The following is a 23,577-nucleotide window of genomic DNA, read 5'->3' on the forward strand; positions in this document are numbered from 1 at the left end:
TCCCCGGTTCCAACCCTGGCGGCAAGCGCGGCGCCGGCCGCCCGGATTCCGGTTCCGGCCCTGGCCGCGACGCCCTGAAACGGCGCGCGCCGCCCCGTTCCGCGCGAGCGGGCGGGGCGGTGGCCGTGGTATGTTGTCGCCTTAATTTTGCGAGGTGAGAGGGATGCGATACAGCCCCGAGCACAAGCAGGAGAGCCGCAACCGCGTGCTGGAAGCCGCGGCCTGCGCGATCCGCGAGCAGGGCCCGGACAACGTCAGCGTGGCGGCGGTGATGGGCGAGGCCGGCCTCACGCACGGCGGGTTCTACGCGCACTTTCCGTCGAAGAACGCGCTGATCGCGGCCAGCATCGATTTCATGTTCGACCAGACGGCCGAGCGGCTCGACAAGCGCATGAACGGCAAGACGCCGCGCGAGGCGCTGGTCGCCTATATCGATCACTATCTGTCCGAATCGCATTGCCGCGCGCGCGACACCGGCTGCCCGATCGCCGCGCTCGGCTCGGACATCCCGCGTCTCGACGACGAGGCCCGCGCCGCGTTCGCGCGCGGCATGGAGCGCCAGCACCAGCGCATCGCCGCGCTGCTCGCGGCGCTGGGTTGGGACGATGCCGACGCGATGGCGCGCTCGATGCGCGCGGAGCTGTTCGGCGCGCTGATGAGCGCGCGGCTGGTGGACGGCGCGGCGCGCAGCGCGATTCTCGACACCTCGAAGCGCGTGCTGCTGCAGCGCTTCCGTCTCGACGCCGAGCCCGGCTCCGCCCCGGCCGCGTAAGCCGTTCTCCTGCCACACGCCGGCGCATTTCGGGGTGTGCGCCGGCCGCTTCCGATCCCATCCCCGCTGGAGCGATCGCGACATGCGGCGACTTCTTCTGCTGGCCACCGCGCTGACGATATCGGCGGCCGCCACGGCCCAAGCGGCCTCGCTGCCGGCCGTCGAGGCGCAGCACGCGATGGTGGTGTCCTCGCAGCATCTGGCCTCCGAGATCGGCGTGCAGATCCTGAAGCAGGGCGGCAATGCCGTCGATGCGGCGGTGGCGGTGGGCTACGCGCAGGCCGTCACCAACCCGTGCTGCGGCAACATCGGCGGCGGCGGCTTCATGACGCTGCATCTGGCCGACGGCCGCGACCGCTTCATCAATTTCCGCGAGAAGGCGCCGGCCGCCGCGTCGGCCGACATGTACCTCGACGCCAGCGGCAACGTGAAGCCCGGCGAGAGCCTGTACGGCTATCGCGCCGTCGGCGTGCCGGGCACCGTGGCCGGGCTGAACCTGGCCGAGCGCGAGTACGGCAAGCTCACGCTCGCGCAGGTCATGGCGCCGGCCATCCGGCTCGCGCGCGACGGTTTCGTGCTGACGCGCGGCGATACCGACATCCTCGATACCAAGGCCGACCGGTTCCGCGCCGATCCGGACGCCGCGCGCATCTTCCTGCGCCCCGACGGCTCGCCGTGGCAGCCCGGCGACCGGCTCGTGCAGAAGGATCTGGCGCGCACGCTCGAACAGATCGCGCGGCACGGCGACGATGCGTTCTATCGCGGCGCGATTCCGCAGGCGGTGGAAGCCGCCGCGAAGCGCGGCAACGGCGTGATCGCCGCCGCCGATTTCGCCGCGTACCGCGCCGAGGACACCGAGCCGCTGAAGTGCAGCTACCGCGGCTACACGTTCATCTCCGCGCCGCCGCCGAGTTCGGGCGGCATCACGCTGTGCGAGACGCTGAACATCCTCGAAGGCTACGACATGCGCGCGCTCGGCTTCCATTCGGCCGCCGCCGTGCACCTCATGACCGAGGCGATGCGCCATGCCTATCTCGACCGCAACACGCTGCTCGGCGATCCGCACTTCATCGACAACCCGGTCGCACGATTGACGAGCAAGGATTACGCGGCCGCGCTGCGCAAGACGATCCCCGAGGACCGCGCCGCCACGTCGAAGGACGTGATCCCCGGCTTCAGCGTGCACGAGAAGCCCGAGACGACCCATTACTCGATCATCGACGCCGACGGCAACGCCGTGTCCACCACGTACACCATCAACGGCCTGTTCGGCGCGGTGGTGATCGCGCCGGGCACGGGCTTCTTCCTCAACGACGAGATGGACGACTTCACCGTCAAGGCCGGCGTGCAGAACCTGTTCGGGCTGGTGCAGGGCACGCGCAACGCGATCGCGCCGGGCAAGCGGCCGCTGTCGTCGATGGCGCCCACGGTGGTGACCAGGGACGGCAAGGTGTTCATGGTGGTGGGCTCGCCGGGCGGCTCGCGGATCATCACGATCACGCTGGAAACCGCGTTGAACGTGATCGACTACGGGATGGCGCCGCAGGCGGCGGTGGACGCGCCGCGCATCCATCATCAATGGCTGCCCGACGAGATCGACTACGAAACGCAGGGGCTGTCGCCCGACACGCTCGCGATCCTGCGCAAGATGGGCTACAAGCTGGTGGAGCAGACGCCGTGGGGCGCCGCCGAACTGGTGCTGGTGGGGCTGCCCGGCACCGAGGCGGCGGACCGGGCGAGCTCGGGCAACGATGCGTCGGTGTCGGGGCGCGTGCGCACCGGGTTCGTGTACGGCGCGAACGATCCGCGCCGCCCGGCGGGGGCGGCGGTGGGGTATTGAGCGGGGGCTTCGCCCTCGCTCAGAACGGTTCCTTGAACGGGCGCAGGTCGATTTCCTGCGCCCAGGCGCTCGGATGCTGCTGGTGCAGATGCCAGTAGGTGTCGGCGATCGCGTCGATGTCCAGCAGGCCGTGCTCGCCGCGCTCCTCGGCCACGCCGGGCCGCAAGGTCTTGAGCCGGCTGCCGTTGATGCCGCCGTCGATCACCACGTGAGCGACGTGCAGGCCCCGTGGGCCGAATTCGCGGGCCATGCTCTGGTTCAGCATGCGCAGGCCGGCCTTCGCGGCCGAGAACTGCGCGAAGCCGGGCTTGCCGCGCAGGCTGGCCGACGCGCCGGTAAACAGGATCGTTCCCGCGCCTTGCGGCAGCAGCAGCCGGGCCGCCTCGCGCCCCACCAGAAACCCGGCGAAGCAGCCGACACGCCAGAACGCCTCGAAGTCCTCGGCGGATACCTCCAGCAACGGAATATGCCGGTTGTTGCCGGCGTTGAACACCACCACGCTGGCCGGCGCGCGCCCCGCGCCCGGCTCGGCGGCGGCGCGGAACAGGCGCAGGACGTCGTCCTCGCGCGTGGCGTCCACCTGAATGGCGGTGCCGTTGCCTGCGCCGAGACTGTGGGCCACGCGTTCGATCTTCTCCGGCGTGCGCCCCGCCACCAGCACATGAAATCCTTCCCGGGCAAAGCGGCGGGCCACGGCCGCGCCGAGCCCTTCCTCGGGGCCGACGCCCACGACCACTGCGGTTGGCTGCATGCTGTTTTCTCTCCTGGAAAAAGCGTCCGGACATTCTCGTCGATCTCGTTCGAGTCTGCTGGGCGCCGCCGCAGGTAAGGGAGCGTAACTGCTTGATAGATAGGGAAATCATATTTTCCCGTGCTGCCCTCAAGTTTTCCGCCGAGCTGCCGATATGCAGCCGTCAACCGATCGGAGAGCATGTCATGAGCATTCAGGCGACATCGGGCGTCATCGGCGCCAACCCCTTCGACAGCACGTCGACGGACGTGAACGGCAGCAAGCGCAACAAGCAGTCGGCGACCGACAACGCGGCCTCGGCCGACGCGTCGAGCCAGTCCAGTCAATCGAACGCGTCGAGCGAGGCGAGCCAGTCCGCCGCGAGCGCGGCGGCGGCATCGGCGGCGTCCAGCCAAACCGGCCAAACCGGTGAATCCGGCGCGGCCACGGCGGCCACGCCCTCGTCGGTCGTCACGATCAGCGCGGCCGGGGCGAGCGCCGCGAGCAGCGCGTCCGCTTCGTCCACGGCGTCCGCGTCCGGCACGTCGTCCACCGACATCACGGGCGGCAGCCCGCTCGGCTATGCGTCGGACGGCAGCGCGTCGTCGGGCACGTCCGCGTCCGCGTCGGCGTCCACGGATGCGACGGCCGGCGCGGCATCGTCGAGCACCGGCAGCACGTCGAGCGCCTCGGGCAGCGGCAGCACGAGCGGCACGCAAGGTTCGGGCGGCGGCGGTGGCGGCGGTGCGTCGTCGAGCAGCAGTTCGTCGAGCCAGCTCGAACAGACCATCAAGACGCTGGAGCAGCAGCTCCAGCAGGCCGAGCAGCAACTGTCGCGCGCCAAGACCGATCAGGCGCGCCAGAGCGCCACGGCGGAGGTCGCGACGATCAACGGCGCCTTGCAGGCCGCGATCGCCGAATACGTGCAGCAAACCGGGCAGTCGGCCGGTTCGATCGTCAGCACCGCCGCCTGACGCGTTTCGGCGGCCCGGCTTCCGCCGGGCCCGCCAGCCTCAATTCAATGCGGCGGCGCGGCGTCGCCCGCGCCCGCTTCGCTGTCGCTCCCGCTTGCGTCGTCTCCCGGCGCATCGCTTTCCACCTCCTCCCCGGTCGCCAGCGCCGCCGTGGCCGTGCCGTCTCCAGCCTCGGCCGCCGCGCCGCCCTTCTCGCGATAGGCCGCCGGCGTCGCGCCGAACTGCTTGCGGAACTCGCGCCCCAGATGCGATGCGTCGGCGAAGCCGCAACTGGTGGCGATGTCGGCCACGGTGCGGTCGGAACTCGTCAGCAGCCAGGCGGCGGTGCGCAGCCGCACCTGCTTGGCGAACGCCTGCGGGCTCTTGCCGGTTTCGGCCTTGAACAGCCGCTCCAGTTGCCGCGCCGAGAGATCGAGCTTGCCCGCCAGTTCCTCCAGCGGCAGCGCTCGGCCCACGTGCTGTTCCATTAGCAGGATCGCGCGCTTGACCTTCGGGTGCGTGGCGGGCTCCAGCCCCGGCGGGTGCGGCTGCGGCGCGTTGCCCTTCTGCATTTCGCCCACCAGCAGGATGCGCAGCGCCTTCTGCACGGTGGCGTGATCGAAATGGCGCAGCAGGATCGCGGCGGCCACGTCGATCGCGGCGCGTCCGCCCGAGCAGGTGATGCGGCGCCGGTCCATCACGAACAGCCGGTCGGCGATCAGCAGCTCCGGATCGGCGTTCGGAAAGCGCTCGATGAAATCCCAGTAGTGGAACCAGCTCACGCAGACGCGGTGCGCGTCGAGCACGCCCGCGCGCATCAGCGTGAACACGCCGGTGCAGATCCCCACCACGTTGGCGCCGTGCTCGGCCGCGCGCCGCACGAACTTCAGCGTGTCCGCGCTCGCCTGCGGGCTCGAATGCAGCAGCCCGCCCACCACCACCACGTAATCGAACGGCTCGCGCGCCTCGTCGAAGGTTTCCCACGGCGTGACCTGGATCCCGCAGCTCGCGCGCACCGGCGCGAGCGTGTCGCCGATCACGCTCCAGGCGCAGCGCACCGGCTTGCTGTAGTCGCCGTCGTCGGCCGACAGCCGCAGCATGTCGACGAAGCCGGAGAAGGCGGTCAGCGTGAAGTTCGGCAGCAGCACGATGCCGAAGCGCAACCGGGTGGGGGCCGGGTCGTCGGACAGGAGCGAGGCGGGCAGATCGGGCGTCATTGAAGCGTAGTCAGGGTAGGGCGTGAAGCCGGAAGACGCCGGCCGGCGGCGGCGCTCCGTGCATCGAGCGTCGCCGATCCATTGGGGCCGGACTTGCGTTTTTTCGTCGCGAATCATCGCCAAAACGCTGTTTCCGGCCCCGCCGTCACCGGGGTGGCGGCGGCATCCCACTTCGATGCCGTTTTTGTTCTATCGGCGGATTTTACGCTTTGATGTACTTGCGTCCATTGTCCAACCGTTCCGTTTCCCCGGAGAAGCAGTCAGATGAACGTCAGCGTTTTCGATCTGTTCAAGATCGGCATCGGCCCGTCGAGCTCGCATACGGTCGGCCCGATGATCGCCGCCTGCCGGTTCGCCTCGCATGTCGAGGATGCGAACCTGCTGGCCTTCGTACGGCGCGTGCGTGTCGAGCTGTACGGCTCGCTCGGCGCGACCGGCAAGGGCCACGGCACCGACAAGGCCGTGCTGCTCGGCCTGGAGGGCCACCTCCCGGACGTGATCGATCCGGACCTCATCGAGCCGCGCCTGAAGGCGATCCGCGCCGAGAAGACGCTCTCGCTGCTGGGCCGCCAGTCGATCCGCTTCGAGGAGAAGGAAGACATCGGCTTCTTCCGCCGGATGATGGCCGGCACCAGCATCGTCCACCCGAACGGCATGCGCTTCCAGGCGTTCGACGAACAGGGCCAACTGCTGGTGGAGAAGGAGTATTACTCGGTCGGCGGCGGCTTCGTGGTGAACCGCGACGGCGATCGCGTGAACGGCGTTCGCGCCGCGACCGAGGTGCCGTACCCGTTCCGCACCGGCGACGATCTGATGCGCGTGAGCCGCGAAAGCGGCCTGTCGATCGCCGAGCTGACGTTCCGCAACGAATGCGCGCTGCGCCCGGCCGAGGAAGTGCGGGCCGGGCTGCTGGCGGTCTGGAAGACCATGGCGGCCTGCGTCGAGCGCGGCTGCAAGGTCGAGGGCGAGCTGCCCGGCCCGATGAAGGTCAAGCGCCGCGCGGCCGATCTGTACAACCGCCTGCGCAACCGCTCCGAGGAATCGCTGCGCGATCCGCTGTCGATGCTCGACTGGGTCAACCTGTACGCGATGGCCGTCAACGAGGAGAACGCCGCCGGCGGGCGCGTGGTCACGGCGCCCACCAACGGCGCGGCCGGCGTGATTCCCGCGGTGCTCCATTACTACGTGAAGTTCGTGCCCGGCTCGAACGAGCAGGGGATCATGGATTTCCTGCTGACGGCTGCCGCCATCGGCATCATCTACAAGGAAACCGCCTCGATTTCCGGCGCCGAAGTGGGCTGCCAGGGCGAGGTGGGCGTGGCCTGCTCGATGGCCGCCGCGGCGCTCGCGGCCGTGATGGGCGGCACGCCCGATCAGGTCGAGAACGCGGCCGAGATCGGCATGGAGCACAACCTCGGCATGACCTGCGACCCGGTGGGCGGCCTCGTGCAGATCCCCTGCATCGAGCGCAACGCGATGGGCGCGATCAAGGCGCTGAACGCGTCGCGCATGGCGCTGAAGGGCGATGGCCAGCATTACGTGTCGCTCGATTCGGTGATCAAGACCATGCGCGAGACCGGCGCCGACATGAAGACGAAATACAAGGAAACGTCGCGCGGCGGGTTGGCCGTGAACGTCATCGAGTGCTAACCAAGGTGCAATGAAATGAGCCGCTTCTCCATATTCAGCCTGTTCCGCAACGGCCTGTCGTATCACGAGAACTGGGAGCGCCAGTGGCGCTCTCCCGAACCGAAGAAGGAATACGACGTGGTGATCGTCGGCGGCGGCGGGCACGGCCTCGCGACGGCGTACTACCTCGCCAAGGAGCACGGCATCACCAATGTCGCGATCCTCGAGAAGGGTTGGATCGGCGGCGGCAACACCGCCCGCAACACCACGATCGTGCGCTCGAACTACCTGTGGGACGAATCGGCCGGCCTGTACGAGAAGGCGATGAAGCTCTGGGAAGGGCTGTCGCAGGATCTGAACTACAACGTCATGTTCAGCCAGCGCGGCGTGATGAACCTCGCGCACACGCTGCAGGACGTGCGCGACACGCAGCGCCGCGTCAACGCGAACCGCCTGAACGGGGTGGACGCCGAATACCTGACGCCCGCGCAGATCAAGGAACTGGAGCCGGCGATCAACCTGAACAGCCGCTACCCGGTGCTCGGCGCCTCGATCCAGCGCCGCGGCGGCTCGGCCCGCCACGACGCGGTGGCCTGGGGCTTCGCGCGCGGCGCCGACCGCGCCGGCGTGGACATCATCCAGAACTGCCAGGTGACGGGCATCCGCCGCGACGGCGGCCAGGTCACGGGCGTGGACACGGTGAAGGGCTTCATCAAGGCCAAGAAGGTGGCCGTGGTGGCCGCCGGCAACACCAGCACGCTGGCCGACATGGCCGGCATCCGCCTGCCGATCGAGAGCCACCCGCTGCAGGCGCTGGTGTCGGAGCCGATCAAGCCGTGCGTCAACACGGTGGTGATGTCGAACGCGGTGCACGCCTACATCAGCCAGTCCGACAAGGGCGACCTGGTGATCGGCGCCGGTATCGATCAATACACGGGCTTCGGCCAGCGCGGCAGCTTCCAGGTGATCGAAGGCACGCTGGAAGCGATCGTCGAGATGTTCCCGGTGTTCTCGCGCGTGCGCATGAACCGCCAGTGGGGCGGCATCGTGGACGTCTCGCCGGACGCCTGCCCGATCATCAGCAAGACCGACGTGAAGGGTCTGTATTTCAACTGCGGCTGGGGCACGGGCGGCTTCAAGGCCACGCCGGGTTCGGGCTGGGTGTTCGCGCACACCATCGCGCGCGACGAGCCGCACAAGCTGAACGCGGCGTTCGCGCTCGACCGTTTCTACAACGGCCACCTGATCGACGAACACGGCGCGGCCGCCGTCGCGCACTGAACCCGGACCACGAGGAGAAACCAACATGCTGCTGATCAAATGCCCGTGGTGCGGACCGCGCGCCGAATCCGAATTCTCGTGCGGCGGGGAAGCCGACATCGCCCGCCCGCTCGACACCGACGCGCTGTCGGACCGCGAATGGGGCGACTACCTGTTCATGCGCAAGAACCCGCGCGGCGTGCACCGCGAGCAATGGCTGCACACGCAGGGCTGCCGCCGCTGGTTCATGGCGACGCGCGACACGGTGAGCTACGAAATCCAGGGCTACGACACGTTCGGCGTGCCCGCACACGACGCACAAGAGGGCAACACGAAATGAGCCAGAAAGACCGCCTGAATGCGGGTGGCCGGATCAACCGCGCGATTCCGCTGACGTTCACGTTCAATGGCCGCACCTACCAGGGCTTCCAGGGCGACACGCTCGCCTCGGCGCTGCTGGCCAACGGCGTGCATTTCGTCGCCCGCAGCTTCAAGTACCACCGCCCGCGCGGGATCGTGACGGCCGACGTCGCGGAACCGAACGCCGTGGTGCAACTGGAAACCGGCGCGTACACCGTGCCGAACGCGCGCGCCACCGAGATCGAGCTGTATCAGGGCCTGGTGGCCACCAGCGTGAACGCCGAGCCGTCGCTCGAGAACGACCGCTTCGCGATCAACCAGAAGTTCGCGCGCTTCATGCCGGCGGGCTTTTACTACAAGACGTTCATGTGGCCGCGCAAGTTCTGGCCGAAGTACGAAGAGAAGATCCGTGAAGCGGCGGGCCTGGGCAAGGCGCCCACGGCGCTCGACGCCGACCGCTACGACAAGCAGTTCGCGTATTGCGACGTGCTGGTGGTGGGCGGCGGGCCGACCGGCCTGGCGGCCGCGCACGCGGCGGCCGTGACCGGCGCGCGCGTGATCCTGGTGGACGACCAGCGCGAGCTGGGCGGCAGCCTGCTGTCGTGCCGCGCCGAGATCGACGGCAAGCCGGCGCTGCAATGGGTCGAGAAGATCGAGGCCGAGCTGGCCAAGCTGCCGGAAGTGAAGATCCTGTCGCGCAGCACGGCGTTCGGCTATCAGGATCACAACCTGGTGACGGTGTCGCAGCGTCTGACCGAGCATCTGCCGGTGTCGATGCGCAAGGGCACCCGCGAGCTGCTGTGGAAGATCCGCGCCAAGCGCGTGGTGCTGGCCACCGGCGCGCAGGAGCGTCCGATCGTGTTCGGCAACAACGACCTGCCGGGCGTGATGCTGGCCGGCGCGGTGACCACCTACGTGAACCGCTACGGCGTGCTGCCGGGCCGCGATGCCGTGGTGTTCACCAACAACGACCGCGCCTACCAGGCCGCGCTCGACATGAAGGCGCACGGCGCGAAGGTCACGGTGGTGGATTCGCGCGCCGCCTCGAACGGCGCGCTGCCGGCCGCCGCCAAGCGTCACGGCGTGACCGTGATGCACGGCGCGGTGGTGTCGCAGGCGTCGGGCAAGCTGCGCGTGAGCTCGGTCGACGTGCACGCCTACGCCAACGGCAAGATGGGCGCGAAAACGGCCACGCTGCCGTGCGATCTGCTGGCGATGTCGGGCGGCTACAGCCCGGTGCTGCACCTGTTCGCGCAATCGGGCGGCAAGGCGCACTGGCACGACGAGAAGGCCTGCTTCGTGCCGGGCAAGGCCGTGCAGCCGGAAACCAGCATTGGCGCGGCCGCCGGCGAGTTCTCGCTGGCGCGCGGGCTGCGGCTCGCCGTCGATGCTGGCGTGGAAGCGGCCAAGGCGGCCGGCTTCAACTCGGCGCAGCGCCCGGTCGCCCCGCAGGCTACCGACGCCGCCGAAGCGCCGCTGCAGCCGCTCTGGCTGGTCGGCGCGGGCGAGCAGGTGACGCGCGGCGCGAAGCGCTTCGTCGATTTCCAGAACGACGTCGGCGCGGCCGACATCCTGCTGGCCGCGCGCGAAGGCTTCGAATCGGTCGAGCACGCCAAGCGCTACACCGGCATGGGCTTCGGCACCGATCAGGGCAAGCTCGGCAACATCAACGGCATGGCGATCCTCGCGCTGGCGCTCGGCAAGACGATCCCCGAGACGGGCACCACCACGTTCCGCCCGAACTACACGCCGGTCACGTTCGGCACGTTCGCGGGCCGCGAAACGGGCGATTTCCTCGACCCGATGCGCAAGACCTGCGTGCACGAGTGGCACGTCGCGAACGGCGCGCTGTTCGAGGACGTCGGCAACTGGAAGCGCCCCTGGTACTTCCCGAAGAACGGCGAGGACCTGCACGCGGCGGTCGCGCGCGAATGCCTGGCGGTGCGCAACAGCGTCGGCATTCTCGATGCGTCCACGCTCGGCAAGATCGACATCCAGGGCCCGGACGCGATCCAGCTGCTGAACTGGATGTACACGAACCCGTGGAACAAGCTCGAAGTCGGCAAGTGCCGCTACGGGCTGATGCTCGACGAAAACGGCATGGTGTTCGACGACGGCGTGACCGTGCGCCTCGGCGAGCAGCACTACATGATGACCACCACCACCGGCGGCGCGGCGCGCGTGCTGACCTGGATGGAGCGCTGGCTGCAGACCGAATGGCCGGACATGAAGGTGCGTCTGTCGTCGGTCACCGATCACTGGGCGACGTTCGCCGTGGTCGGCCCGAACAGCCGCAAGGTCGTGCAGAAGGTGTGCCAGGACATCGATTTCGCGAACGCGGCGTTCCCGTTCATGAGCTATCGCGACGGCACCGTGGCGGGCGCGAAGGCGCGCGTGATGCGCATCAGCTTCTCGGGCGAACTGGCCTACGAAGTGAACGTGCCGGCCAATGCGGGCCGCGCCGTGTGGGAAGCCATCATGGCGGCCGGCGCGGAATACGACATCACGCCGTACGGCACCGAAACGATGCACGTGCTGCGCGCGGAGAAGGGCTACATCATCGTCGGTCAGGACACCGACGGTTCGATCACGCCGCACGACCTCGGCATGAGCGGGCTGGTGGCGAAGTCGAAGGATTTCCTCGGCCGCCGTTCGCTGTCGCGCTCGGACACGGCCGGCAGCAACCGCAAGCAGCTCGTCGGCCTGCTGACCGACGATCCGGCCTTCGTGCTGGAGGAAGGCGGCCAGATCGTCGAGACGACGGCCGTGGCCAACGCGGAAGGACTGACGCCGATGATCGGCCACGTCACGTCGAGTTATTTCAGCCCGATCCTCAAGCGCTCGATCGCGATGGCGGTGGTGAAGGGCGGTTTGGGCAAGATGGGCCAGTCCGTCGCGATCTCCACCGCGAACGGCCGCAAGATCAACGCAAAGATCACCAGCCCGGTTTTCTACGACACCGAAGGGGTACGTCAGAATGTGGAATGAAACGCGCAATCAAACTTCGGTGTCCGTGCAACCGGCCGGCATGCGGCTCGAATCGCCGCTGGTCGGCGCTCAGGATGTATTGAAGCCGCATCAGGCGAAGGCCTCGCAGAAGTTCCAGCTGCGCGAGCGGCCGTTCCTCGACCTCGTCAACGTGCGCGGCGAGCTGTCGGATCCGGCATTCGTCGAGGCGTTCGAGCGCGTGGTCGGCGTCAAGCCGCCCGCCACGCCGAACACCATCGCACGCGGCGCCGAGTACGACGTGCTGTGGCTCGGCCCCGACGAATGGCTGGTGCGCTCGCACGGCCCGGTGGCCGCCGGCCAGCTCGAGGCGAAGCTCGCGCCGGCGCTGGCGGGCCGCTATGCGGCGGCCGTCGATGTCGGCAGCGGCTTCACGGTGCTCGAAGTGAGCGGCGAACGCGTGCGCGACGTGATCTCGCGCGGTTGCCCGCTCGACCTGACGCCGCGCGGTTTCGGCGCCGGCCAGTGTGCGCAGAGCCATTACTTCAAGGCGCCGCTCACGCTCGTGCCCACCGGCGAGCAGAGCTACGACCTGGTGATCCGCCGCAGCTTCGCGGATTACTTCGTGCGCATCATGCTCGACGCCGCCGCGCCGATCGTGTCATGAAACGCGACGACGACGCGTTCGTGCCGCGCGAACCGGCCCGCCCTCGCGGGCGCGGCTGGAGCGTGTTCATCGACGAACTGAAGGTGCCCGCGCGCATCGGCATCCATGCGCACGAGCACGAGGCGCCGCAGCCGATCGTCATCGACGCGCGGCTCGGCTACCGCTGCGAGCCGGTGGAGCAGGGCGCGGAAGGGTTCGTCGATTACGACGGCTATTGCGCGCGCGTCGCGTCGTGGCTCGCGCACAAGCCGCACACGCGGCTGCTCGAAACGCTGGTGGTGGAGCTGGCGGCGCTGTCGTTCGCGGAATGGCCGTCGCTCGAATCGGTCACGCTGTCGCTGCACAAGCCGAAGATCCGGCCCGGCACGCGGCGCGTGGGCGTCGAGCTGGACTGGACGCGCGCCGATTACGTCGCGTGGTGCGCGGCGCTCGAGGAACGCGAGCGCGTGACGCGCACGGCGCTGCAGGCCGGGCGCTACGGGGCGGACATCGCCGCGCACTGAACGGCCGCGCGGGCGGAAAACAGGCAGGGAAGGGGCGAACGCCACGCACGATGCAGATCGGGCGTGGCGTTTGTCCTTTGGGGGATCGCGCGGGGCGCGGGGGCTGGGCGTTGGCCTCAGTGCAAGGCAAGCCGCGTGTTGCGCGCTTCGAGTTCGCGCAGGCGCGCGACGATGTCGTCGAGCTGGGCGCGTTCGGCGGGCTGCAGGCCGTCGCGGCCCAGCATCGCTTCGAGCCGGCCGCGCCACAGCGCGATCGGCGCCGGCTCGCCGGGCACGAGCCGCGCCACCAGCAGTTCGAGCAGGGAAAGATCCAGTTCGACGGCGGTCGGCGCGGTTTCCGCGGTGCCGTCGTCCGGGGCGTGAGTGTGCTTGAAATCGTTGGAGTCGTACTGCATCGCTACCTCGCATGTCGCGGTCTGGGCGCCGCCCGGCCGGAGCCGGGCACGCGCGACAGATTGACCGCGCATCGTGACCGTTTCGCGACGAAGCGAAACGGTCACGCGCCGGTCAGTGATGATCCGACTTGCCGCGCACCGCGTCCTTCGCATCGCCGAGGCCCTTGCGCGCCTCGCCGGCGGCTTGCTGCAAGTCGCCCTTGACTTCCTGCTTGGTGTTGCCGGTGGCCTTGCCGACGACTTCGTTGATCTTGCCCTTCACCTGCTCGGCCGTACCCTTGATGTGATCCTTGTTCATGCTTCACCTCCAGCGTTGATGAGTGATTGCAGACGGATGGATGCCCGCCGTCACGGGGTTGAACTCGGTGCGAACGCGACGCTCAGTTCACGTTCTTCTTCTTCAGTTCCTCGGGCAGGCCGGCGAGCAGATCCGACATTTCGTCGGCGTGCTCTTCCTCGACCGCGAGGATCTCCTCGAACAGGCGGCGCGTGGTCGGATCGCGGTCGCCGAGGTACTGGATCGCCTCGCGATAGCTGTCGATCGCGATGCGCTCCGCCACCAGGTCTTCCTTGATCATGTCGACCAGCGATGCACCCTCGACGTATTCGGCGTGGCTGCGCTTGGTCAGCCCGTCCGGCGCGAGATCGGGGTTGCCGCCCAGTTGCACGATGCGCGCGGCCAGCATGTCGGCGTGGCCCTGCTCCTCGTTCGAGTGGGCGAGAAATTCCTCGGCGATGCCCGACGAGTGAATGCCCTTGGCCATGAAGTGATGGCGGCGATAGCGCAGCATGCAGACGATTTCCGTCGCCAGCGCTTCGTTGAGCAGCTTCAGCACCGCGTCGCGGTCGGCGTGATAGCCGGCGGTCACGGCGCCGTCGTCGACATGCTTGCGGGCGCGGTCGCGCAGGGTCTTCACATCGGTCATATGCGTGTTGTGGGTCATCGCGATTCCTTTTTGGGTGATGTGTCGATTTATCGGCAATCGGCCGCCGGCCGCGTGGGGACGATCGGGGCGGGATGCCGGTCCGAACCGGGCATGCTCGGCCGGGTTTGCGTTCTTCTACAGCAGCATTCGTGCCAAATGACGGGAAATACCGTGGAGATGGCGTGCGATGAGGTTCGCGGAACGGGCGCAGCGCCAGTGTTGGCGGGGCTTTGCGAGGGATGCGGCGGCGCGGTGGAGGGCGGGCCGGGCAGGCCAAGGCGGGGAGGGTCGGATCGCCGGCAACGCGGCCGGCGATGGAACGGCAGGAAACCGGTTTGTAAAAGCTACATGCCGCCGGCGCGACTTCAGGGGCGGCAGGGCACGCGCGTGTCGGCGGGCGGCGTCAGCGCGAAGACGGCGTAGCCGCCCGGCATCGACGGCGCGCGCAACTCGCGCAGCCCCCAGCCGTTCGCGGCGAGCCCGGTGCCCACGGTGGCCCAGAACGGCGGCGTGTCCTGCTTGATCACGGCGTAGCGCGCGCCGGAGGTCAGCGCGATCGCCGAGATCGCCTGCCCGCGGTCGCGTCCATTCGTGGGCGCGGTGCAGACGCGGTGAAAGGCGATGCTGCCCGGCGTCTTCAGCCCGACCACGTCGACGAGCCTGAACGGCGTGGCGTAGGACAGATAACCGGCGTCGTGGACCAACAGGGTGGCGTCGTGCGGCAGATGGGTATCGAGCCAATCCGCCAGCGAGACGAATTCGCGAGCGGCCAGCCGCGTATCCGCCTCGTATTCGTGGATGGCGACCGACAGCGACACCGTGGCCCAGATCGCCAGCCCGATGCAGCCGACGCGGGCCCAGCGCGACGCTTTCAACGCATCGAGCGTCAGATACAGCATGGCCGGCAGCAGCACGAACAGATAGCGGCTGTAGTTGTGGCCCATGCCGGCCGGCAGCGTGAGCCACAGCGCGAGCACGAACAGGCTGGCGAAGAGCGCGAGCGGCGCCCACAGCCGCGAACGCCGCGCGAGCGTCGCGACGATCGCGAGCGGCATCAGGCCGCACGAGACGAACGCCACCAGCATCGCGTGCGCCTTCGCGTCCCACGGCGCGTTGCGGTCCGCGAAGAACAGTTCCTTGGCCTTGGCGGTGGCCGGGAACAGCGTGCCGAGCGACAGCCAGGTCCAGGCCAGGAACGGCAGCGCGACGGCCGCGGCAAGCAGGGCGTCGCGCACGGCGTGCGCGACGCCGCCGGCGCGGGCGCGCAGGCCGAGCTGGCGCAGCATCAGCAGGCCCGACAGCACCGCGAATTCCGGGCGCAGAAACGGCATGAGGCCGCACAGCAGCGGCAGCCGCACGGACAGCGCGGGCTCCAGCGCGAGCGAGATCGCCCACCCGACGGCCGCCATCGCGAGGCCCGTTTCGAGGCCGTTCAGCAATTGATACGGCGTGGCGCCGAGCAACGTGCCGAGCAGCACGAACAGCGTGGCCGTGGCCACCGAGCCGCCGAGCTGGAACGCGATGCGCGCGAGCGCCGCGACGTACAGCGCGATGCCGGTCAGGCTCACCGCGAAGGCGGCCGCGGGCGACGGCAGGAACAGCTTGGCGAACGCCACCAGCAGCAGATGGATCTGGCTGGTCGCGCCCGTCAGCGGCGGGACGCCGTAGTTGCGATCGACGCCGGACAGCAGCACGTCGGCGTTATGGATCGTGATGTAGGCGTCGTCGAGCGGGAAGAACAGCGGATGCGGCGCGACCAGGATCGCCAGCAGCACCGCCGCGCACGCCGCCGCCAGTTGGAAGCGCAGGCGCGTGGCGGCGGCGGTGTCCTTCCAGGGGCGAAGCTCGGGCATGGCGTGATCGGTCGGGCGGGGTGGTTGGCGGGTGGCCATTGGTTTACGGCCGTGCGGCGGGAAAACTGAGCGGCGGGCGAGGCGGGCGGGTGCGGGGCGTCGGCCCGGAAAGGCTGTTCGGGATGTTGACCCGAAACGTCTGCGCAGGGCGTCGGCCTGGAAAGTCGGCACGGGACGTTGACCCGGAACGTCTGCGCGGGGCGTCGGCCTGGAACGTAGGCTCTGAACATCGGCCCGGAACGTCAGCCCGGAACATCAGCCCGGATCGTCGATCCGAACCGTCAAGCGCTGCGCCGGAACGCTTGCAGTTCATGCCGTGCCCGCGCCGCGTGGCCGGTCGCGGCGGCCATCCCTCGCATCGGCCCGCGCGCCGTTCAATTCAAGGCGTGGCCGCGCCGCACACGTCCGCGAACCCCGGCCGCACCGCCAGCCGCTCGCGGTAATACGCCTCGACGGCCGGCAGCGGCGGGCGCTCGAACGGCGTGCCGAGCCAGCGATGCACCGACAGGCCGATCGCGATGTCGGCCAGCGAATGCTCGGCGCCCGCCACGTACGCGCCGGTTTGCGCGAGGCGCGCTTCGAGGATGCGCATCTGGCGCGTCCAGTTCGCGATCGACTGCTCGATGCCCTTCGGGTCCCGATGCGCCGGCGATTGGCGCGCGAGGCCGAGGAACGCGTAAACCCAGGTCGGGTTCAGCGTGGTGGTTTGCCAGTCGAGCCATTGATCGACCAGCGCACGCTGTTGCGGCGCCAGCGGATACAGCGCCGCATTGCCCTCGCGGTTCGCCAGATAGCGCAGGATCGCGTTCGATTCCCAGAGCACGAACCCGCCGTCGCGCAGCACCGGCACCAGTGCGTTCGGATTCAGCGACAGGTATTCGGGCACGTCGGTCGCCCGAAAGCCCGAGCCCCAATCCTCGCGTTCGTAGGCCAGGTTCAGTTCCGCGCAGGCCCACATCACCTTGCGCACGTTGATCGACGGCAGTTTTCCGAGAATGTTCAGCATGGCGGCTTCGCTCGCGTTGGCATGGAGACGGCAGTGTAGGGCAAGGCGAGTGCGCTTCGCCATGCACGATTGCGCCCGCGCCCGAACGGGCCGCGGGTCGGGCAAGCCGCGTGCCCGAGCACGGCGGCCGATCCGCTAGATGCGCGAGTGCACCGGCACCGTCAGCTCGCGCCGCCCACGGCGCGTGAGCCAGGCGCGCATCGGCGCGTCCACGTAGCGGTCGAGCACCGCCACGAACAGCAGCATCGCGACGATGAACGCGGCCAGCGCGCCCTTGCCGTACACATGCTTGTGCGCTTCCGTCAGCCGGTAGGCGAGCAGCAGCACCGGCGCGTGGACGATGTAGATCCCGTAGGAGACGCGCCCCAGTTGCTCGAACGGCGCGGCGAGCCACGCCGGCGGCTCGCAGGCCGTGGCGAGCCCGACGATCAGCGGAATCAGCACCATCACCTCGACGATCGCGGCAACGCCCGCCCACTGCGGCGGGATCTTCACGCACAGCATCGCGAGCGCGGCGGCCACCGCGAACAGCGACAGCGGCGTGCTGCGCGGCCGCGCCGCGCGCCGCAGCCGGAACAGCAGCACGCCGGCCGAGAACGAGAAGCCGACGCGGGCCAACGCGAGATACCACTTGGCCAGATCCCAGCCTTCGTCGATGCCGCGATGGCGGAGCGCGTAGAGCGCGATCACCGCGGCCGACAGCGCCATCACCGCGATCAGGATCGGCACCACGCGCCGCCGCACGATCGCCGCGAAGCCGAGGTTCGCGACGATCTCGTAGAGCAGCGACCAGGCCGGGTTGTTGACGAGGTAGAGCGGTTCGGCGCGCGCCGGCAGCATCAGCAGCGACAGCACCACCAGCGCCGCCGTGGCCAGCAGCGACGCATGCGGCTGGCCGTGCGCGTGCGCATGGCCGAGCGCCACGAAATGGCTCGCGAGGCCGAGCACGATGCCGATCAGATAGAGCGGATAGAGGCGGATCAGCCGCACCTTGAGGAAGGCCACGAAACCGAGCGCGCCCGAGCGCAGCCGCGCTTCATAGGCGTTGGCCACCACGAAGCCGCTGATGGCGAAGAACAGGTCGACGGCCAGATAGCTCTGCTGGAGGCGCGGCGCTTGGAACAGCAGCGGCGCGTGGCGGAACACGATCAGGATCGCGGCGAGGCCGCGGATGGCGTCGAGGTTGGCGTACTTCCACTGCGTCATGTCGAAACGGCTGGTGGTTGGTTCGGGCGGCCGTGATTGTAAGCCTGACCGCCGCTTCCCCGCCGAAGCGCGATCGGGCGGCGCACTGTTGCGCACCGTTGTTTACCCGCGTTTGCACCGGGTTGCGCCCGGCGCGCCTCGTGCGATACTCGCCGCTTCTCCGCGCCTGCGGAGCCTGCCATCGAAGGAGCTGCCGTGTTCGCGAGTTTTGATCCGACCCAGACGGGGTTCGTCGCCGAGATCGACGGTTGCCGGTGCAGCATCGAGGCGGTGGCGTCGCCGATTGCCGAGCAGGTCGACTGGCGCTGGACCATCTCGATCGCGCATCTCGACAACGAGAACGGCATGGATCCCGAAAAGTTCGATGTCCTGGCCACCGGCGAGACGGTCACGCCGCTGCAGGCCTCGCAGCAGATCGTGGCGTGGCTCGACGCGCATCCGGCCGAGGACGATTACGACGAAGGCGGCGATGCCGCCGGCCAAGGCGGCGAACCCGCCGCGCAGTAAGCGCGGGCGGGGCCGCCCGCAGCCGCGAGCGCGGCGGCCGACACCCCGGCCGCCGGCTCGCCTCCGCTACACCACCTCTTCCCCGAACGCCTTGCGCTGCACCAGCGCGACGAACTTCTGCGCGTCGCGCGCCGCCTGCACCACGTCGGCCATCCCGAAGAACTCGTGCGTCGCGCCCGGAAAGTGCTCGCTGACCACGTCCACGCCGTTGCGCGCGAGCCGGTTCGCGAGATTCTCGGCGTCCGAGCGCAACGGATCGATGCCGGCGATCACCACGGCCGTCCGCGGCAGATCCTTCAGGTCCGCCGAGCCGAGCACGTCGATGCGCGGATCCTTCAATTCGCTCGTGTCGTGCGTCACCTGCTCGACGAACCACAGCATCATCGGCTTGTTCAACGGCCGCGCGTTGCGATTCTCCTCGTAGGACAGCGACATCGTGTTGCTGCTCGCCACCGGATACACCAGCGTCTGGTGAACCGGGCGTTGCAGCCCGTGATCGCGCGCGTGGATCGACACGTTGATCGCGAGGTTCGCGCCCGCGCTCTCGCCCATCACGGCGATGCGCGACGGGTCGCCGCCGAGCGCGGCGGCGTTGGCGACGGTCCAGCGCCAGGCCGCGATCGCGTCGTCGTGCGCGGCCGGGAACTTGTGCTCGGGCGCCTGCCGGTAATGCGCCGAGATCACGATCGCATGGCTCTTGGCGGCCAGCGCGCGCGGCGCGGCATCGTAGGTGTCGAGATCGGCGAGCACCCAGCCGCCGCCGTGGAAATACAGGATCACCGGCAGCGGCCCCGCGATCGCGGGCGTGTAGACGCGCGCCGGCAGCGGCCCGATCGCGCCGTCGATCTCGAGATCGCGCGAGGTCACCGCCGCGAGGCCGGGCGGCCGGGCCGCGTCCACCCCGGCCTGCGCCAGCAGCTTCTTCACGGCGTCGGCCGGGGTGGGCTGGCGGCGCGCCTCGGCGGGCGTGCACGATTCGATCGGCTTCGGGTTCATCGATTGCAGCGTGTCGAGCACGGCCTTCATGTCCGGGTCCGCATGATCGGTCGGGTCCATGCCGACGATGCCCTTGATCGTCTTGGTGATCGTCATCTCGCTGTCCTCCTTCTGGCGGGTTCGCGGTTGAGCGGCGCGGGCGTGCGCTCGCGCCGAACTGTCGGGGCCGCAGGACGCGTGCCCGGATCGGGAGAAAGGCGGGAGAGAACGGCGGGGCGGGGCGGACGGGCCGGTTGGCCGTGGCGGCGAGCGCGTGCGGGCGTGGGCGTTTCTTGCAGAACCGGCCGATGAAACGACACGGCACACGGCGCGTCTGCGCGCCGGCTTACCGCCAGGCTTGCGTGAACTCGCCGATCACGCGTGTCAGGTGCGCCTGCATCGCGTCGCGCGCGCCTTGCGCGTCGCGGGCCATGATCGCAGAGAAGATGCGCTGGTGATCGTCCTGCGAGGCCTCGCGCAGCGCGGTGTCGTGAAAGTGTTCCTCGATCTTCTTCCAGAGCGGATCGGCGCGCGAGCTGTCCCACATCGCGGCCACCATGTGCCGCAGCACCGCGTTGCCGGTGGCTTCGGCGATGCCGAGGTGGAAATCGCGGTCGGCGGCTTCGTTGGCGGCCTTGTCGGCCATGTTCTCGCGCATCGCGCGCAGCGCCGCGAACAGCCGGTCGAGATCGGCGTCCTTGCGTTCGGTGGCGGCCAGCGCGGCGATCTCCGATTCGATCAGCGCCCGCGCGCGCAGCGTTTCGATCGGCCCCGGCCCGCGCGGCAATTCGAACGACGCGGACGACAGCGGCGCGGCCTCGCGCGTTTCGGTCACGTAGATCCCCGAGCCGACCCGCACCTCCACCACGCCGCGCACCTCGAGCGCGATGATCGCCTCGCGCACCTGCGTGCGGCTCACGGCGAAGCGCTCGGCCAGCGTGCGCTCGGACGGCAGCCGCGCGCCGGGCGCCACGTCGCCCGACGCGACGAGGTCGTAGATCTGGCGGGCCAGCCCGACATAGGAGCGGTCGGCGTCGGCGCCCGCCGGCGTGGAAAAGACTTCGGCCATGCAATGTGCTCTCGGGATGCGCGGAACGCGGACGGCGAAAATGGTACACCAGTTTGGCCGCGCGCCGCCCCGGCCGGCATCGGGATCGACGAAGAGCCTTGCCAGACAAGCCAAAGCGGCATGCGAGATGCCCCGCATAACTGGTAAACCACTATTTCGGCAAACTGGTTGACCAGTGAGAATCTGGACAACCAGGCGGGGCCGGAACGATCGGGCCGGGCCGCCGCATCGCTCAGGAGGGCCAGTCATGCAGATGTCGTTTCGTTGGTACGGGGAGTCGGATCCGGTGTCGTTGCAGTACATCCGTCAGATTCCGGGGGTGACGCAGATCGTCTCGGCCGTCTATGACGAGCCGGTGGGCGAGGTATGGCCCGCGCACAAGATCGCGGCGCTGAAGGCGAGGATCGAGGCGGCCGGGCTGCGCTTCGAGGTGGTGGAATCGGTGCCGGTGCACGAGGACATCAAGCTCGGCAAGCCCACGCGCGATCGCTTGATCGCGAACTATCAGCAGACGCTGCGCCATCTCGCGGCGGCCGGCGTTCAAGTGGTCTGCTACAACTTCATGCCGGTGTTCGACTGGACCCGCACCGAGCTGGCCAAGACGCTGGACGACGGCTCGACCTGCCTCGCGTTCAGCACCGCCGAGGTGGAGCGCATCGATCCGAACGAGGGTATCTCGCTGCCGGGCTGGGATTCGAGCTACCGCCCCGAGGAGCTGAAGGCGCTGCTCGCCGAATACCGCGAGATCGACGAGGCGCGGCTCTGGTCGAACCTCGAATACTTTCTGAAGGCGGTGGTGCCGGTGGCGGCCGAATGCGGCATCCGCATGGCGATCCATCCCGACGATCCGCCGCGCCCGATCTTCGGGCTGCCGCGCATCGTCAAGAACCGCGACGACCTCGCGCGCATCCTGGCGGCGGTCGATCACCCGGCCAACGGCCTGACGCTGTGCTCGGGCTCGCTCGGCGCGGGGCCGCAGAACGACGTGGAGGCGCTGGTGCGCGAATTCGGCGGCATGGGCCGGATCCATTTCGCGCATATCCGCAACGTCAAGATCACGCCCGAAGGCGATTTCGAGGAATCGGCGCACCTGTCGAGCTGCGGCTCGCTCGACATCGCCGCGATCGTCAAGGCGTATCACGACACCGGCTACACCGGCTACGTGCGGCCCGATCACGGCCGGATGATCTGGGGCGAAACCGGCAAGCCCGGCTACGGCCTCTACGATCGCGCGCTCGGCGCCGTCTATCTGAACGGGCTGTGGGAAGCGATGCAGAAGTTCGACCACGCGTGAGCCCGAGCGGGCCGCCGCGCCCGCCGCCGCACGACCGAAAAACCAACCGACAAGCACGCCGACGTGCGACCGGCGCGGCCCGCCTTCCAGCGCGGCCGCGCACGCCAGACACCTACGAAGCGGAGACCTTCGATGCCGAACATCCGATGGGCGATGATCCTGATGTGCTTCCTCGCCAACGTCATCAATTTCGTCGATCGCGCCAATCTGGCGATCGCCGCCCCGAGCATTCGCGCCGATCTCGGCCTCGACGCCGTGGGCATGGGCTTCGTGCTCAGCGCGTTCTTCTGGACTTACGCGTTCCTGCAATTGCCGGCCGGCTGGTTCATCGACAAGGTGGGCGTGCGCATCGCGCTGGCGCTCGCGGTGGGCTGGTGGTCGGTGTTTACGGTCGCCACCGGCGCGGCGCGCGGCCTGGGGCAACTGGTGGGCATGCGCCTGATGCTCGGCGCGGGCGAGGCGGCGGCGATTCCGTCGTTCGCCAAGGTGGCGTTCAACTGGTTTCCGCGCCGCGAGCGCGGGCTGGCCAGCAGCATCTTCGACAGCGGCTCGCGGGTGGGCTCGGCGCTGTCGCTGCCGCTGGTCGCGTGGCTGATCTCGCAGGTGGGCTGGCGCGGCTCGTTCATCGTCACCGGCTCGCTCGGCATCGTCTGGGCGGCGGCGTGGTGGTTCATCTATCGCGACCCGGAACGCTATCGCGGCATCGCGCCCGACGCCGTGGCCGCGCTGCTGGCGGAACGGGCCGGCGCGCCGGCCGGCGGCCGCACCGCGGCGCAGGCCGAAGCCGCCGCGCGCGTGTCGTGGCTCGACCTGTTTCGCTACCGCACCATCTGGGGAATGATGATCGGCCTGTTCTGCCTGAACTTCGCGATCTACTTCTTCATCACCTGGTTTCCGAGCTATCTGCTGCAGTCGCGCGGCTTCTCGCTCGCGTCGCTGGGCACGCTCGGCATGGTGCCGGCGCTGGTCGCGATTCCGGGCGGCTGGCTCGGCGGCTACGTGTCCGACGCGCTGTTCCGGCGCGGCTGGAGCGCCACGGCCGCGCGCAAGACGTGCCTGGTGGGCGGGATGCTGGCGTCGTCGTCGATCGCGCTGTCGGCGCTGGTGGACAGCACCGGGCTGTGCCTCGCGCTGTTCGCGCTGTCGTATGCGGGGCTGTCGTTCGCCGGCGCGAACGTCTGGACGCTGGTGGGCGAGGTGGCGCCCACGCCCGCGCATGTCGCCTCGATCGGCGGCATCCAGAACTTCGCGGGCAATCTGGCGGGGATCTTCATCACCACGTTCACGGGGCTGATGCTGTCGATCACGCGCGGTTCGTTCGTGGTGCCGCTGGTGGCGGCCGGCACGTTGTGCGTGGTGGGGGCGCTGTCGTATCTGTTCCTGGTGGGGCGCGTGGAGCCGCTGCCGCCGTTGCGCGGCGCGGCGGGCGAGCCGGCGCGGGCGGGTTGAGATAGCCGGGGCGCGTCGGC

22 protein-coding genes are annotated in these 23,577 nt (G+C 69.2%); 12 read left to right on the plus strand and 10 right to left on the minus strand.

Features of this window, described 5'->3' with window-relative positions; translation table 11 throughout:
• The first annotated feature begins 163 nt into the window (after positions 1-163).
• A complete protein-coding gene (locus tag G3N92_RS15285; protein ID WP_206128374.1) occupies positions 164-772 on the plus strand; it encodes a TetR/AcrR family transcriptional regulator in 609 nt (202 codons plus the stop codon).
• An 82-nt stretch (positions 773-854) separates the two neighbouring features.
• Positions 855-2,612, plus strand: coding sequence for a gamma-glutamyltransferase (gene ggt, locus G3N92_RS15290; protein ID WP_206128375.1), 1,758 nt, complete (start codon positions 855-857; stop codon positions 2,610-2,612).
• A gap of 19 nt (positions 2,613-2,631) precedes the next feature.
• Here ggt and G3N92_RS15295 read toward each other — a convergent pair whose 3' ends face one another.
• A complete protein-coding gene (locus G3N92_RS15295; protein WP_206128376.1) occupies positions 2,632-3,363 on the minus strand; it encodes an SDR family NAD(P)-dependent oxidoreductase in 732 nt (243 codons plus the stop codon).
• Between the two features lie 185 nt (positions 3,364-3,548).
• Here G3N92_RS15295 and G3N92_RS15300 point away from each other — a divergent pair, with 185 nt between their 5' ends.
• Positions 3,549-4,316 carry a hypothetical protein gene (locus G3N92_RS15300; protein WP_206128377.1) on the plus strand — a complete coding sequence of 256 codons (768 nt, stop codon included), beginning with the start codon at positions 3,549-3,551 and terminating at the stop codon, positions 4,314-4,316.
• A 44-nt stretch (positions 4,317-4,360) separates the two neighbouring features.
• Here the strand turns inward: G3N92_RS15300 and G3N92_RS15305 are convergent, their stop codons facing one another.
• Positions 4,361-5,512, minus strand: a complete 1,152-nt coding sequence (locus tag G3N92_RS15305; RefSeq protein WP_206128378.1) for a GlxA family transcriptional regulator — start codon at positions 5,510-5,512, stop codon at positions 4,361-4,363.
• A gap of 264 nt (positions 5,513-5,776) precedes the next feature.
• Between G3N92_RS15305 and G3N92_RS15310 the strand changes: the two genes are divergently transcribed.
• The 6 genes from G3N92_RS15310 to G3N92_RS15335 are packed head-to-tail and all read left to right on the plus strand — an operon-like array spanning position 5,777 to position 12,877.
• Complete coding sequence (locus G3N92_RS15310) at positions 5,777-7,162, plus strand: L-serine ammonia-lyase (protein WP_206128379.1); 1,386 nt, start codon at positions 5,777-5,779, stop codon at positions 7,160-7,162.
• Between the two features lie 15 nt (positions 7,163-7,177).
• Positions 7,178-8,422, plus strand: coding sequence for a sarcosine oxidase subunit beta family protein (locus tag G3N92_RS15315; protein ID WP_206128380.1), 1,245 nt, complete (start codon positions 7,178-7,180; stop codon positions 8,420-8,422).
• 25 nt (positions 8,423-8,447) lie between these two features.
• Positions 8,448-8,741, plus strand: coding sequence for a sarcosine oxidase subunit delta (locus G3N92_RS15320; RefSeq protein WP_206128381.1), 294 nt, complete (start codon positions 8,448-8,450; stop codon positions 8,739-8,741).
• Positions 8,738-11,749 (plus strand): sarcosine oxidase subunit alpha family protein, encoded by a 3,012-nt coding sequence (locus G3N92_RS15325; protein ID WP_206128382.1) that lies wholly within the window; start codon positions 8,738-8,740, stop codon positions 11,747-11,749. Before G3N92_RS15320 ends, G3N92_RS15325 begins: the two co-directional genes overlap by 4 nt.
• Positions 11,739-12,374 carry a sarcosine oxidase subunit gamma gene (locus G3N92_RS15330; RefSeq protein ID WP_206128383.1) on the plus strand — a complete coding sequence of 212 codons (636 nt, stop codon included), beginning with the start codon at positions 11,739-11,741 and terminating at the stop codon, positions 12,372-12,374. Before G3N92_RS15325 ends, G3N92_RS15330 begins: the two co-directional genes overlap by 11 nt.
• Positions 12,371-12,877 (plus strand): dihydroneopterin aldolase, encoded by a 507-nt coding sequence (locus G3N92_RS15335; RefSeq protein ID WP_206128384.1) that lies wholly within the window; start codon positions 12,371-12,373, stop codon positions 12,875-12,877. The genes G3N92_RS15330 and G3N92_RS15335 overlap by 4 nt, the downstream gene beginning before the upstream one ends.
• Positions 12,878-12,993: 116 nt before the next feature.
• Here the strand turns inward: G3N92_RS15335 and G3N92_RS15340 are convergent, their stop codons facing one another.
• The 6 genes from G3N92_RS15340 to G3N92_RS15365 form a co-directional block, all read right to left on the minus strand.
• Positions 12,994-13,272, minus strand: coding sequence for a hypothetical protein (locus tag G3N92_RS15340; RefSeq protein WP_206128385.1), 279 nt, complete (start codon positions 13,270-13,272; stop codon positions 12,994-12,996).
• A 112-nt stretch (positions 13,273-13,384) separates the two neighbouring features.
• Entirely contained in the window at positions 13,385-13,570 is a 186-nt protein-coding gene (locus tag G3N92_RS15345) for a CsbD family protein (protein WP_206128386.1), read from the minus strand.
• A gap of 82 nt (positions 13,571-13,652) precedes the next feature.
• Positions 13,653-14,216, minus strand: coding sequence for a ferritin-like domain-containing protein (locus G3N92_RS15350; RefSeq protein WP_206128387.1), 564 nt, complete (start codon positions 14,214-14,216; stop codon positions 13,653-13,655).
• A gap of 347 nt (positions 14,217-14,563) precedes the next feature.
• Complete coding sequence (locus G3N92_RS15355; protein ID WP_206128388.1) at positions 14,564-16,051, minus strand: hypothetical protein; 1,488 nt, start codon at positions 16,049-16,051, stop codon at positions 14,564-14,566.
• A gap of 379 nt (positions 16,052-16,430) precedes the next feature.
• Positions 16,431-17,057 (minus strand): glutathione S-transferase, encoded by a 627-nt coding sequence (locus G3N92_RS15360; RefSeq protein ID WP_206128389.1) that lies wholly within the window; start codon positions 17,055-17,057, stop codon positions 16,431-16,433.
• A gap of 135 nt (positions 17,058-17,192) precedes the next feature.
• The gene (locus G3N92_RS15365) at positions 17,193-18,263 is read right to left on the minus strand and encodes an acyltransferase (RefSeq protein ID WP_206128390.1); all 1,071 of its coding nucleotides are present in this window, start codon (positions 18,261-18,263) and stop codon (positions 17,193-17,195) included.
• Positions 18,264-18,458: 195 nt separating this feature from the next.
• On the opposite strand from G3N92_RS15365, the gene G3N92_RS15370 reads away from it, so the two are divergent.
• Positions 18,459-18,770, plus strand: coding sequence for a hypothetical protein (locus tag G3N92_RS15370; protein WP_206128391.1), 312 nt, complete (start codon positions 18,459-18,461; stop codon positions 18,768-18,770).
• A gap of 66 nt (positions 18,771-18,836) precedes the next feature.
• Here the strand turns inward: G3N92_RS15370 and G3N92_RS15375 are convergent, their stop codons facing one another.
• Together G3N92_RS15375 and G3N92_RS15380 are read right to left on the minus strand one after the other, a co-directional pair.
• Positions 18,837-19,862: an alpha/beta hydrolase gene (locus tag G3N92_RS15375; RefSeq protein WP_206128392.1), complete on the minus strand. Its 1,026-nt coding sequence runs from the start codon at positions 19,860-19,862 to the stop codon at positions 18,837-18,839.
• A 229-nt stretch (positions 19,863-20,091) separates the two neighbouring features.
• Positions 20,092-20,814, minus strand: a complete 723-nt coding sequence (locus G3N92_RS15380) for a FadR/GntR family transcriptional regulator (RefSeq protein WP_206128393.1) — start codon at positions 20,812-20,814, stop codon at positions 20,092-20,094.
• A gap of 247 nt (positions 20,815-21,061) precedes the next feature.
• On the opposite strand from G3N92_RS15380, the gene uxuA reads away from it, so the two are divergent.
• Together uxuA and G3N92_RS15390 are read left to right on the plus strand one after the other, a co-directional pair.
• The gene (gene uxuA, locus G3N92_RS15385; protein WP_206128394.1) at positions 21,062-22,108 is read left to right on the plus strand and encodes a mannonate dehydratase; all 1,047 of its coding nucleotides are present in this window, start codon (positions 21,062-21,064) and stop codon (positions 22,106-22,108) included.
• 132 nt (positions 22,109-22,240) lie between these two features.
• Positions 22,241-23,557: an MFS transporter gene (locus tag G3N92_RS15390; RefSeq protein WP_206128395.1), complete on the plus strand. Its 1,317-nt coding sequence runs from the start codon at positions 22,241-22,243 to the stop codon at positions 23,555-23,557.
• Positions 23,558-23,577: the final 20 nt, after the last annotated feature.

The sequence above is a fragment of the Burkholderia sp. Ac-20379 genome (assembly GCF_017104645.1).
GTDB lineage: Bacteria > Pseudomonadota > Gammaproteobacteria > Burkholderiales > Burkholderiaceae > Burkholderia.

Coding starts and splice junctions, on each gene's coding strand:
- G3N92_RS15310 (WP_206128379.1), top strand. CDS start 5,777: ATGAACGTCAGCGTTTTCGATCTGTTCAAGATCGGCATCGGCCCGTCG.
- G3N92_RS15335 (WP_206128384.1), top strand. CDS start 12,371: ATGAAACGCGACGACGACGCGTTCGTGCCGCGCGAACCGGCCCGCCCT.
- G3N92_RS15380 (WP_206128393.1), bottom strand. CDS start 20,814: ATGGCCGAAGTCTTTTCCACGCCGGCGGGCGCCGACGCCGACCGCTCC.
- G3N92_RS15355 (WP_206128388.1), bottom strand. CDS start 16,051: ATGCCCGAGCTTCGCCCCTGGAAGGACACCGCCGCCGCCACGCGCCTG.
- G3N92_RS15340 (WP_206128385.1), bottom strand. CDS start 13,272: ATGCAGTACGACTCCAACGATTTCAAGCACACTCACGCCCCGGACGAC.
- G3N92_RS15365 (WP_206128390.1), bottom strand. CDS start 18,263: ATGACGCAGTGGAAGTACGCCAACCTCGACGCCATCCGCGGCCTCGCC.
- G3N92_RS15345 (WP_206128386.1), bottom strand. CDS start 13,570: ATGAACAAGGATCACATCAAGGGTACGGCCGAGCAGGTGAAGGGCAAG.
- ggt (WP_206128375.1), top strand. CDS start 855: ATGCGGCGACTTCTTCTGCTGGCCACCGCGCTGACGATATCGGCGGCC.
- G3N92_RS15320 (WP_206128381.1), top strand. CDS start 8,448: ATGCTGCTGATCAAATGCCCGTGGTGCGGACCGCGCGCCGAATCCGAA.
- G3N92_RS15330 (WP_206128383.1), top strand. CDS start 11,739: ATGTGGAATGAAACGCGCAATCAAACTTCGGTGTCCGTGCAACCGGCC.
- uxuA (WP_206128394.1), top strand. CDS start 21,062: ATGCAGATGTCGTTTCGTTGGTACGGGGAGTCGGATCCGGTGTCGTTG.
- G3N92_RS15325 (WP_206128382.1), top strand. CDS start 8,738: ATGAGCCAGAAAGACCGCCTGAATGCGGGTGGCCGGATCAACCGCGCG.
- G3N92_RS15360 (WP_206128389.1), bottom strand. CDS start 17,057: ATGCTGAACATTCTCGGAAAACTGCCGTCGATCAACGTGCGCAAGGTG.
- G3N92_RS15375 (WP_206128392.1), bottom strand. CDS start 19,862: ATGACGATCACCAAGACGATCAAGGGCATCGTCGGCATGGACCCGACC.
- G3N92_RS15285 (WP_206128374.1), top strand. CDS start 164: ATGCGATACAGCCCCGAGCACAAGCAGGAGAGCCGCAACCGCGTGCTG.
- G3N92_RS15300 (WP_206128377.1), top strand. CDS start 3,549: ATGAGCATTCAGGCGACATCGGGCGTCATCGGCGCCAACCCCTTCGAC.
- G3N92_RS15390 (WP_206128395.1), top strand. CDS start 22,241: ATGCCGAACATCCGATGGGCGATGATCCTGATGTGCTTCCTCGCCAAC.
- G3N92_RS15315 (WP_206128380.1), top strand. CDS start 7,178: ATGAGCCGCTTCTCCATATTCAGCCTGTTCCGCAACGGCCTGTCGTAT.
- G3N92_RS15305 (WP_206128378.1), bottom strand. CDS start 5,512: ATGACGCCCGATCTGCCCGCCTCGCTCCTGTCCGACGACCCGGCCCCC.
- G3N92_RS15350 (WP_206128387.1), bottom strand. CDS start 14,216: ATGACCCACAACACGCATATGACCGATGTGAAGACCCTGCGCGACCGC.
- G3N92_RS15295 (WP_206128376.1), bottom strand. CDS start 3,363: ATGCAGCCAACCGCAGTGGTCGTGGGCGTCGGCCCCGAGGAAGGGCTC.